Raw genomic sequence first — 580 nt, 5'->3', positions numbered from 1 at the left:
TAAACCGACAATTCTCGTATTTATCTGGAACAAGGTGCGATTTGGGTTAGCCGTGACATCATGCGCTTTGACCCAGTGTTGGATCTGAGCATCAGCAGCAATGTGGAAGTTAGAAACGGCAAACCTCTGCAAGAGATGAGTTTTGCTATCACCACCAACTTCAGTTACTACGTGGATCATTACCAATTAGAAGTGTATCGCGGTGGCGATCGTGGTTTGGTGTCTCCGCTGGCGGTGGTGGAAGGTCAGCAATTTGCCAACGATTTCAACATCGTTTGGGATGGCAAGACCGATCAAGACTACCAATTTGAATCCAACACGCAGCTTCTGTTTCGCTTAAAAGCGTTTGATAAAGACGGCAACATGGACGTGACAAGCGTCGGCGTGATCGATCTTGTTGACCCCGATTCTGAAGTCGACATCGACAAGAATGATGGTGAAGAAGATCAAAGCCGTAAGCTTGGCAAAGCTCAGTTGATGCGCCACAACATTCCTACCTCGGCTGGTCTGGCAAGGTTTATGGGTACGGGACTAAAAGGTGTCGACAAAGTGGTGATTGGTGAAGATGAATTTGACGTAG

General features: G+C 47.4%; 1 pseudogene. It reads left to right on the top strand.

Features of this window, described 5'->3' with window-relative positions:
- Positions 1 to 580, top strand: a pseudogene (locus R7Q11_RS28090) (hypothetical protein); the annotation flags it as partial.

The organism is Vibrio sp. 970, from assembly GCF_033339075.1.
This window is presented reverse-complemented; position numbering and strand designations above follow the sequence as displayed.